The 10,806-nt window shown below is 45.5% G+C and carries 8 protein-coding genes; all 8 read right to left on the bottom strand.

The annotated features are described in order from the left end of the window. Positions 1-74 precede the first annotated feature (74 nt). Positions 75-425, bottom strand: a complete 351-nt coding sequence (locus WMO29_RS10785) for a TnpV protein (protein ID WP_317298148.1) — start codon at positions 423-425, stop codon at positions 75-77. A 991-nt stretch (positions 426-1,416) separates the two neighbouring features. Beyond that, entirely contained in the window at positions 1,417-1,779 is a 363-nt protein-coding gene (locus WMO29_RS10790) for a helix-turn-helix domain-containing protein (RefSeq protein ID WP_253060336.1), read from the bottom strand. A gap of 4 nt (positions 1,780-1,783) precedes the next feature. Beyond that, entirely contained in the window at positions 1,784-3,895 is a 2,112-nt protein-coding gene (locus WMO29_RS10795) for a DNA topoisomerase 3 (RefSeq protein ID WP_349164773.1), read from the bottom strand. A 2-nt stretch (positions 3,896-3,897) separates the two neighbouring features. Then, positions 3,898-5,535 carry a CD1107 family mobile element protein gene (locus tag WMO29_RS10800; protein WP_349164774.1) on the bottom strand — a complete coding sequence of 546 codons (1,638 nt, stop codon included), beginning with the start codon at positions 5,533-5,535 and terminating at the stop codon, positions 3,898-3,900. After that, positions 5,510-5,794: a cell envelope biogenesis protein TolA gene (locus WMO29_RS10805; protein ID WP_173816647.1), complete on the bottom strand. Its 285-nt coding sequence runs from the start codon at positions 5,792-5,794 to the stop codon at positions 5,510-5,512. Before WMO29_RS10805 ends, WMO29_RS10800 begins: the two co-directional genes overlap by 26 nt. A gap of 17 nt (positions 5,795-5,811) precedes the next feature. Beyond that, positions 5,812-8,382 carry a CD1108 family mobile element protein gene (locus WMO29_RS10810; RefSeq protein WP_173816646.1) on the bottom strand — a complete coding sequence of 857 codons (2,571 nt, stop codon included), beginning with the start codon at positions 8,380-8,382 and terminating at the stop codon, positions 5,812-5,814. Positions 8,383-8,397: 15 nt separating this feature from the next. After that, a complete protein-coding gene (locus tag WMO29_RS10815; protein WP_202031343.1) occupies positions 8,398-9,318 on the bottom strand; it encodes a radical SAM protein in 921 nt (306 codons plus the stop codon). Beyond that, the coding region (locus tag WMO29_RS10820; protein WP_349164775.1) for a VirB4-like conjugal transfer ATPase, CD1110 family at positions 9,315-10,806 on the bottom strand (1,492 nt) is incomplete at its 5' end. The genes WMO29_RS10815 and WMO29_RS10820, both read right to left, overlap by 4 nt.

The raw sequence follows: 10,806 nt of genomic DNA on the forward strand, positions 1-10,806 counted from the left end.
CAAAAAAGAACCGGATAATGAATCTTTCTCACTATCCGGCTCTGCCGTTTCTGTATGAATTTGTATATCCGGGCTTAAATATAAATCAGCTCCGTCAATATGCTCTCCTCCGCTGCGTGTCTGATGTTGTTCATCTTCGCTGTCCACTTCATCGGATCGGCTGCTTTCAGTTTCTCGGTCACGCCCTCGGTTTTCGCCATCCGGCTGGTCATAACTTCCATTCTCTGTTCTGCCTGCTCCTGTATCTCCAGACAGTGTGCTTTCAATTCGCCCGTCAGTATCATGCCTTGATAAATCCCTTTCCGGTGTTCTTTCAGAAAGTTCTTCCTCATCAGTCCGTACTTTGTCAGCATTCCCTCCGGCTCCTCGTTCACGGTCAGGTTCGGAATCAGATAGTCCCCGTTCTTCTCGTATGTCAGTTTCATGTGCTGTATCCTCCTTTTGCTTTTGTTCTTCTATTTTGGATTGCTGTGTTTCTTTTTCGCTTTCACGCTTTAACGCATTATAGTATACATCAGACATATTTGCAAATGTTTTTTCTGATTTTTCCGGGGAAGTTACCGAATCTTCTTTTACGGGTTTTTCCTCCGCCTTTTTTAAGGCATTTTGCCTTGCAAGCTGACGGTTATATGCTCCTATGGTTCTTCCTATTTCCATGAGAATAGGCTTACACATATCCGTTGTAGCTGTGCCGATAACAGACAGGGTTTTTGTGGTATTAAAATCGCTGATATAAGAAAAATCAAGTTCGTCCCTCCACATTTCCATGTCTGCACCGCAACGTGACAGCAAGGTATATGCAATGCTCGATGACAACGTATCACGAAGCCGTACTCCCACATTAAACTCATCAAGTTCCTCTAAAAAACTGCCCTCTTTCACATATTCAATTTCCGGCAGAAGCTCTTCATAATAATCCTGTGCAATCCGGTCAGCAAGTTCCAATAGCCGCTGTTCAAAAGAGAGCGTTCTATCTGTTTCTCCGTAGGTCTTTTCAAGTTGGGCAAGCACCGTTTCCTGATGTTCCTCTCTAAGCTCCCAAAGATATGGATCACGCCCGATTCTTCTTGCCTTATGCACATCGGATATGTCAAAAACATATTTTAACCTTGGACGCTCCCTTTCCGTATCTAACAAGGCAATCCCTTTTGCTCCCCGGTTTACCCAGCAATTCATTTTTTCATTCCATATCTCAATGGAAGCACAGGCTGTCGCATCCGGTCTTTGTGCATAAATGAGCATCTGCTCATGGAACGGATATTTGTAGAGCCTTGCGGCAGTGGTCAGATAGCTTGTCCACTCCTGCCCGTTTTTTGCCACCTGCCTTGCGGTATCTTCCGCCAGAGCAGAAATCATCTGATATTTTGTTATCATAAGCATTCCTCCAAAACAGCGGAGGGGATAAGCCCCGCCGCCTTATTCATAAAAACCATGTTCCTCAATGCCTTTTTCTAAAATAGTACCAATCAGTTCCGATAAATTCCCCCCATTTAACTCACTTACCACAATGAGCTTTGCAAGGATGTCCTTTTCCACCGGAATTGCATATTTTTCTTCATCAGGACACAGCTCATGCACACAAATTCCCAACGCATCTGCAATTTTACAGAGGGTAGTAATATCCGGTTCCCGGATTCCTGCCAGAATATCCATAATCACGTTTTCCCGGACACCACACGCCAGAGAAAGCTCTGGAATACTAATGTCCTGCTCCTTCATGGCACTTAAAATCTTATCTCCTGTACTGTAAATAACGGTCTTTTTCATTTCTGTATTCATCGTCCTATCTCCTTTTCACTTCGCTGCTCTTTTTGGGAAATTCCATTTTGAACCTATACTGCGAACCTTTCATTTCCTTTCCGTCTTTTATGTAGGAATAATCTTCAATCCCCTCCGGAATCAAGTACGCATCATAGCCTCCTTTCTTCCCTTTCAGTCCTTTTACAAGAGTCTTTTTGCCCTCCAGCAGACTTTTTATCTGGCTGTCGGAAAGCACTGTTCCCATCGCCCTGCCCACATTCATGCCGCATTTATTCCTGCAATACGCACCGAATTTTCCTTTTACCACATCGCCGCCGCATTTCGGGCATTTACCAAATACCTCCTGTGTAGTCCCGAATAAGGACTTCTGTTCATCGCTGATGCTGTGATAGGTCTGCACCAGTTCCCGTACCATATCTTCAATGCCAGCCATGAACTCCTGCATGGAATATTCGCCCTTTGCCACTAAAGTCAGGGCATTTTCCCAGTCTGCTGTGAGTTTTGGGGATTTTACCAAATCCGGCAGAACGGTAATCAGCTTCATGCCATCCTCTGTTGGCAGCATCTGTTTTTTCTCACGCTTTACAAATCCGTCTTTGACCAGCTTCTCGATAATGTCTGCTCTGGTGGCAGGTGTGCCAAGTCCCTTACGCTCCACATCATCGCCCATCTCTTCCGCTCCGGCCCGTTCCATAGCGGACAGCAGGCTGTCCTCTGTAAAGTGCTTCGGCGGCTGTGTAAAATGCTCCGTTACCTTTGTCTGCATAACCGGAAACGTCATGCCTTCTGACAGTTCCGGCAGCTTCTTTTCTTCTTTGTCCTCCTCTGTTTTCTCAACCTTATAGGTGCGTTTCAGTGCAGCTTCAAAATCTTTCCAGCCGTTCTGCAGAACCGTTTTTCCAGATACACGAAAGCTGTAACCTCCGCAGGAAAACTCTGCTTTTACGGTTTCATACAGGTGCTTCTCCCCTGTGGCACATAACAGGCGGTTCGCAGAAAGGGAAAGGATTTTCATTTCTCCCTCCGGCACAGTGGAAAGATCTGTTTTGGTAATCTCCATTGTCGGAATGATTGCATGGTGGTCTGTGACTTTTTTACTGTTCAGCACTCTTTTTATATCCGGTGTATCTTTCGTCTGTTCTTCAAACAAAATTGCCTGATAGACAGCACCGATTACCGCCCTTGCAGTGTCCTCCATGTCATCGGATAAATACTGGCTGTCCGTTCTCGGATAGGTAACCAGCTTCTTTTCATAAAGGCTCTGCGTATACTCTAAGGTCTGCTTTGCCGTGAAACCAAAAATACGGTTGGCATCCCTTTGAAGTGTCGTAAGGTCATAGAGCTTCGGCGGTGCAACGCTTTTATTTTCCTTTAATACCGAACGAACCTCCGCTCTCTGACTTTCACACGCTGCAGCAATATGTTCCGCCCCTGCCTTATCGTCAATCCGCTCTGTAACGGCATCCATCCCATCCATCAGGATATGAGCCATGTAATACTGCTCTTTCTGAAAATCCATAATCTGTACTTCCCGGTCTACCAGCATGGCAAGGGTGGGCGTCTGCACCCTGCCGACCTTTAATACCTTGCCGCCATATAACACCGTAAATAATCTCGTACCATTCAGTCCTACAAGCCAGTCTGCCTGCTGTCTGCAAAGTGCAGAGTGATACAGACTGTCATATTCGCTGCCCGGTTTTAAACTGGCAAATCCCTCACGGATTGCACATTCCTCCATTGAGGAAATCCACAAGCGTTTCATCGGCTTTTTGCAGCCTGCCTGTTCATAGACCAGACGGAAGATAAGCTCTCCTTCCCGTCCGGCATCGGTGGCACATACCACGCTGTCCACTCTGCTGTCACGCATCAATTCTTTTAATACTTTGTACTGTGCCGCCGTATCCTTTTTCACTTCATGCTGCCACTGCTCCGGAATCATAGGAAGGCTTTTATAACTCCATTTTTTCCATGCCTCCGAATAAGCCTCCGGCTGTGCCAGCTCTACCAGATGTCCCACACACCATGAAACGAGATAGCCGTTTCCCTCCACATAACCGTCTTTTCTCTCTTTTGCACCGATGACATGGGCGATTGCCTGTGCCACACTCGGTTTCTCTGTGATCACTAACTGCATCCTTATTCCTCCTGTCCGTCAAAGAAATCTTCTTCGGAATCTTCCTCTGACTCCTCATCTTCATTTTCGTATTCTTCCTCTTCTTCCTCGTCCTCATCTTCATCCTCGATGAAGTCCTCTTTCTTCTTGCGGACAACCTTAAAATAGTAAGCTCCGCCGATGAAAAGAACGGCAGCACCGCCCATCAACAGATAAAAAATCATCGGATTCGGCTCTTTTTTCACTTCCTGCTCCGGTTCTGTATCTTCCGTGTTTTCCGCTGTTTCTGCATTTTCGGTTTCCGGCTCACTGTCTGATGTGTCCGTCTGTTCCCCGTTATTGTTCGGCAACGCACCTTCCCCATTCGGGATTGTAGACTCCAACGCTGCGGAATTTTTCGGTAAGGTTTCGCTGTTATCGGAAGTTGTATTTAACAGGTCATTTTCTGTAATCTCGGTCAGGAAATACACCTTTTCTTCCTCTCCGTCCCGGTCAATAACCAGATAAAAGACTTTATCTGTTGCCGTCTGAATGGTGTAAAATTCTTTTCCCAGCCCGGACTTTTCTGTATTTTCCGTTTGCCCGCTTTCCGCCTTTTCTGCGGCATCCGCTTCTTTCATCGCCTGTTTTTTCTGCTCGGCAGGGCTGCTTGACTGTGAAGTGGTATTTCCATTACTGTCCGTTTTCGTATGTTCCGTTACTGTTCCTGTGGCACTTCCCGGTTTGGTAGGCTTCGCACTCTCCGGGAGCTGCTCTGCCGGATTTTTGTCACTGGTATCGGCAGGGTCTTTGTAATACGGATTTTTCGTCTTATAAATCTCCGACATATTTCCGGCATTGTCCATTGCATAAATCGTAAAATACTCATACCCTGCATCAAACTGTTGCAGACGGATATTTAATGTACCGCCTGTCAGCTCTGTAAATTCATATCCGTTGACATAGACTGCCTTTGCACCGGAATCGGTATCATGTACCTGTATGCTTAACAGTCCGTCACTGACTGCCGCATTTAAGGTAGGTTTTACGGTATCAAAACACTTGATTGCACGGTTTTTCTCATAGGTATTGCCTTTCTGGTCTGTGACAAGCACATACACGGTACAGTTCTCTGAAATCTTTAACTTCCTGTCCTCTGTCACATCTGTCCAGCTTCCGTTCTGCCCTACCTTTGCCTGAATTTTTGCTATCTCAAAATTCCCGGTCTGTGCCGTATCTGCCACACTGAATGAAACGGAAGCCGTATCATTATGCCAGTCCTCCGGCTGATTGATCTTTATGGTTACATTCGGCTTTTTATAAGTACAGAGCTTATAATCCTTCGCACAGACAGGGCAGTTTTTATCATAATCATACGCCCCGCATTTATCCTCACAGCTACATACCGGCTCCGGTGTTTCATTCCCCGATACCGTACTGTCCCCGGTGCTTTCTTCGGTACTTCCCTCCGTTTCATTCTCACCCGGTGTCTGTTCCGTGCTTTCCTCCGGCTTTTTATCTTCCTCCGGTTTGGCAGTTTCCGTTTCCTGTTCCGTTTCTCCGGCAAAAACGCACATTGCATAATTGCCATTCATGGAAAATGCCGCCGCAGGCATACAAAATAATACGGCAGATAATGCAAGCGACAGAGCCGCCTTAGATGATAATTTCATTTTCTTCATGGCTGTAAGCCTCCTTTTCTCCTGATTGTGCTGTTTCTCTCTGTTCTTTTTCTTTTAACAGACGTAAGATTTCTTCCTCGCTGACTTTATTCAGTAAAATCAGCCGATCCAAAGAGATTTTATTCTTTTCAATAAATTTCATCTTCTCCGCATCCTCCGCCATCTGAAGCTGTTCCGCCAAGTCCTTTTCTCTTTCCTGCAATCCTGCAAGCTGTTCCCGGACTCTGGAAAGCTCCTTTACAATTCTTTCTTTCGTCATAAATTTTCACTTCCCTGTTAATTTAATCTTCCAAACGCATAGAAATGGCTTTGCCAGTAGGAAGAATTGATTGAAGCATAACTAATTGGATCTCCGCAGTGAATCATTACCCCGTTTCCGCAGTAAATCCCCACATGGCTTACTGGTACACCCGAATTGTATGTACCCGTGAAAAAGATAATATCCCCGGCTTTTGCATCCGCTGCCGACACAGGCGTACACTGGTCATAAATTCCCTGTGCCGTGGTGCGTGGCAGGTTGTGGACTCCACTGTTTGTAAACACCCAACAGACAAAACCGGAACAGTCAAAACTGGTAGACGGACTGGAACCGCCCCATACATAGGGATAACCTAAATATCTTGCCGCTTCTTCCATTAAAGCCTGCACGGTTGCATCATCGTAAGAATCCGGCGGTATGGCATTTCCACCGCCACTTCCGCTGCTCGGTGCTTCGCCGTACAAGGTATCTGTACCTGCTTCAAAATAAAATAACGGGTTATAATACTCCCCGTTATACAGACATTCGATATGCAAATGGCTTCCGCTGCTGCTTCCTGTATTTCCCGTAGTCCCGATGACATCTCCATGCGTCACGCTCTGCCCTGCCCGGACACTCAAACGCTCCATGTGGGCATATTTCGTACAATATCCTTTCTCGTCCTCAATCACGACATAATTCCCGTAACTGCTGTCATACGTTGCCGTTGTCACGGTTCCGTCCATCGCCGCATACACGGTTGTCCCCGTTGGAACAGCTATATCCACGCCCCGGTGCAACTGCTCCTGCTCTGTCACCGGATTGATACGCCAGCCGTAATAACTGCTCACATAGTTATACCAATACAAATCAAGCGGTTTATAAAACTGCTGTGTCAGCCCGTGGGTCTGCTTATAAAGAGCAAACAAATCTCTCTGCTCCTCTTTCATGTGTCCGGCAACAACAAAATTCAAATCTTTTGCTGTCAGGGTCACTTCCAAAATTGTTACGGTATATTCTTCTTCCTCTTCATACTCATACTCTTCCTCTGTTTCTTCCCCTGTGACCGGGTCTGTTACCGTATGAGTGCCAGTTTTCGTTACCGTCCTCGTCCTTACCTCTTCGATTGGATTTAAGGTCAGCGTATACATCTCTCCAAACAGAGCTTCGATTTCTCCCTGCACTTCACTTGCCGTAAATTCTGTATGGACTGCCGACAGATAACTGATTAAGGCAAACGGGTCATGTCCGATAGCCGCCAGATTATAGCGGTACTCATCATAATCCGGATATGTCGTTTCTATGGCATCAATCTCTGCCTGCAACTCCTTTTCCAGCTCAGAAAATGCTAAGTCTGCCGCATCAATTTCCGCCGGAACACTCATATAACTTCCCGCCAGAGTTGTACCGATTCCCTCTGAAAACATCGCTCCGCAGGAGGATACCGCTGTCATAATCATCACAAGAAGCAGTGCCAACGCTCCTATGGCAAACAGCATGGAAGCATTTTTTGTCGCAATCTCCTGTATCTTTCTGGCTGTCACTGTCACAAGATTTCCTGACTTTGCTGCGGTTTCCTTTGCTGTTTTAGCAGTCTGCCCCGCCCTCCTTGCTTTGGCATATTCCCGTTTGATACGCTGTTTTTGAAGCCTTTTCTGCAACTGCTTTTTCAAGGTCTTTTCCTGCATTTCGGGATTTTCCTCGATAAACTTCTGATAGCGGAAATTGATTTCTTTCTGTACCTGCTTTTTCTCAAGTTTCTCTGCTTTCTCCCGCCGCCTTTCGGCTTTGCCTTTATAATGCCGTTTGGAAAAACGATAGACATCTTCTGTCCGCTGTTCTATCTTATGAGCCGCCTCCACACCGGAATTTTCCTTTTCCACCTCGGCAACCTTACTATGGGCAAAATTGGAATACTCCATACCCGCCCTGCCTGCGGCTCTTTTTACCGGACTGTCCGGCTTGAATGGCTTATCTTTTTTTACCGTAGTCAGAACATATTTTGTTTTTCCGGTCTTTTCATCAAAAACACGCTCCAGAGAATACTCTGTTTTCTTCGGAAGCTTCTTTTGAGCCGTTTCTGCCTTTTTCCCTGCTTTTTCCGCTTTCTTTTGCAGCCTATCTAACTTTTTACTGCCTTGAAATTCCGGTTCTGCCGCTTCGGTAAATGTGGTGTCCTTTGTCTGGAAATTCTGCTCAAAATCAGAGGTTTTTGTCTTTTCCCGGCTTTGATATTCCCTCCTTTGATACCTGCCTTTCTTCTGCGACTGATGATAGGTGTCCCTGCGGCGGTAATCATCGCCGGAATGTTTTTCTTCTGTTTCCTCTGTAAAAGTGCTGTCCGGCTGTATAAAGTCACTCCCCGACTTATCTCCGGCTTCTGCACCCTCGGACTTTTGGACATTCTGTCCAGAAGTATCTGTTTTCTGATACTTCACTGTACTTTCTGACCTCTGGACATTCTGTCCAGAAGTGGTATCTGCATCTCTCGGCTGATATGCTACGGATTTTTTCTTTTTACCGTTCTTTCCCTCTTTTGGAATTTCTCCGATAAAAGAATTTTTCTCCTGTGCAAATACAGCCATTTTCTTTTTCTTATCTTCTGCCATGTAGCTTCCTCCACATTATTTTTCCTTTGTTTTTCCCTTTGCATATCCTGTCGGGTCATAATCCTTAAAATCCGGCACAGCATGGAACAACCATTTATTATTTACCCACCGTTGCAGTTTCCTTGTTTCCGGCGGTGCTGTCGGCTTTTCGTAGACCATCACAAAAGGTTCGTAACCCATTTCACGCAGGGTATAAATGCGATATAAGTCCTGTTCCTGCGTACTCCCATAGTTAGTAAGTACATAGACACGTCTTTTCCGATAATCTTTTACAGAAGTAAGGTCAGAAAATTTTCTGAAATACGGTGTCAGGTCATCTTCCGGATTATCCCATGCAAAATGCAGCATTTTTGTCTTTACTTTGTTGAGTGCCTTTACTTTTTCCGGTGTGATCAGACGAATATCCAATCCCTGTGTAAAATCTACGGTTGCCCCACTATCTGCAAGCTGCCCTAACAACCGTTTCCAATCGGGACAGGCTAAAATATTGGCATCCAGTAATGTGATTTTTCTCTGTCCACTCCAAAACTCAGACAAATCCGCTACTGCCTCTGTTTTTCTTCCCTCTTTTTCTCCCACGATGCAGAAGCCGCAGCCACGGGGACACCCCCGTGACAGGAAACCATAAGCCGTATCTGAAAACTGCGAATACAAGCCATAATCGGGATAACTATGCTCCACTTCCTCCTCCAGTTTATTCTTCAGTCCATAACCCGTACCGCCTTTAATGATACAGTCCGCATGAATCCCACCTGTAAAATCTTTCGTATAAGTATCTGTAAATACCCTGCTCATATAAACAAGGTCATATTTCTTTCTGCCATCATGCCATTCCACTGTATCGCCTCTTGCCTTATGATATGCAGATAGTTTCATTAAGCAGAGATTTGGAAAATGATGTCCGTCCACATCAATCAACCCTATTTTCAAATTCATTCCACCTCCTGCCTTACGCTTTCCTCCGGGCGGGTATTCATAATCGCATAGGTCTTTGTATCGGACGGATATTTGTCTACAAACGGGATAACCACGTTATCAAACAGTATCAGACCACACCCCGGCTCCGAATTCGTCACATGGGCAAGCTGCTTTTCTGACAGTCCCAGCTTATCTGCAAGAATTGCCTGATCTTTTGCATTTTGATTCAAAAGATAGATAAAATCCGAATTGCCGAGGATTCCCTCGATTTCCTCCGACTTCAAAAAATCGCCCACATTCTGCGTCAGTCCTGTCGGAATACCGCCCCATTTACGGAAACGCTTCCAGATTTCCACCGAATACACAGCGGTCTGTTTTTCCTTCAGCAAAAGGTGGAACTCATCACAGTAATAGCGGGTGGCAATCTTACGCTCCCGGTTCTGAGATACCCTGTTCCAGACCGCATCCTGCACGATTAACATTCCAAGCTCTTTTAACTGGTTTCCCAAGTCCCTGATGTCAAAACACATGATACGGTTCTGACTGTCTACATTGGTGCGGTGATTAAAATAATTCTGTGAACCATGCACATACAGCACAAGGGAGTTTGCAATCCGTTCTGCCTTTTTGTTCTTATGCTCTAACAGGGCATTATACAAATCCTCAAGGACTGGCATATTCTCCGGCACGGGATTTTCAAAATAATCATCGTAAATATGACGGATACATTCATCAATGATACCTTTCTCATCATTTTCCAGACCGTTCTTTCCTCCGGCAATCAAATCACACAGGGTAATGATAAAATCGGATTTCAGCTTCAACGCTTCTTTATCCCCCTTATGCGAAAGCTGTATATCCATCGGATTTAAGTAATCTTTGGAATTGGTTGCCAGCCGCACCACCTGCCCATGCAACGCTCCCACAAGGGCAAAATACTCTCCCTCCGGATCGCAGACCACAATATCGTCCTTTGTCATCAGGAAACAGGATAAAATCTCCCGCTTTGCACTAAAGGACTTTCCGCTTCCCGGCGTACCGAGTATCACACCGTTGGGTGTACGCAGCCTTTTCCTGTCTGCCATAATCATGTTGTTACTTAGGGCATTTAAGCCATAATAAATAGCCGGAGCTGGCATAAATAATTCCTGCGTACAAAACGGCACTAAGATAGCTGTACTCTTTGTTGTCAAATCCCTCTCAATCCCTGTTTCATTACAGCCAATCGGAGCAGATGCCATCAGTCCCTGTTCCTGTAAATACTGCATACACCTTAAATTACAGTTTGCCTGCTGGATAATACCGGATACCCGCTGTGTGATATTTTCCAACGCACGTTTACTTCTTCCATAACAGGTAATCAGAAATGTTATTTTTACCATCTTCTGATTGCTGCTGTTCAAATCGTCCAAAAGGTCAAGGGTGTCTTTTTCATAAGTAATGATGTCTGTCGGAAATAGCGATAGGTAAGCCTTTGAAGTTATCTCCAGCTTTTCCCCCGCTTCA

Source organism: Laedolimicola intestinihominis (assembly GCF_040096155.1).
Classification (GTDB): domain Bacteria; phylum Bacillota; class Clostridia; order Lachnospirales; family Lachnospiraceae; genus Laedolimicola; species Laedolimicola intestinihominis.

Bases quoted from the DNA above. Each gene is read 5' to 3' on its own strand.
- WMO29_RS10785 (WP_317298148.1), bottom strand. From the start codon at position 425: ATGAAACTGACATACGAGAAGAACGGGGACTATCTGATTCCGAACCTG.
- WMO29_RS10790 (WP_253060336.1), bottom strand. From the start codon at position 1,779: ATGAATACAGAAATGAAAAAGACCGTTATTTACAGTACAGGAGATAAG.
- WMO29_RS10795 (WP_349164773.1), bottom strand. From the start codon at position 3,895: ATGCAGTTAGTGATCACAGAGAAACCGAGTGTGGCACAGGCAATCGCC.
- WMO29_RS10800 (WP_349164774.1), bottom strand. From the start codon at position 5,535: ATGAAGAAAATGAAATTATCATCTAAGGCGGCTCTGTCGCTTGCATTA.
- WMO29_RS10805 (WP_173816647.1), bottom strand. From the start codon at position 5,794: ATGACGAAAGAAAGAATTGTAAAGGAGCTTTCCAGAGTCCGGGAACAG.
- WMO29_RS10810 (WP_173816646.1), bottom strand. From the start codon at position 8,382: ATGGCAGAAGATAAGAAAAAGAAAATGGCTGTATTTGCACAGGAGAAA.
- WMO29_RS10815 (WP_202031343.1), bottom strand. From the start codon at position 9,318: ATGAATTTGAAAATAGGGTTGATTGATGTGGACGGACATCATTTTCCA.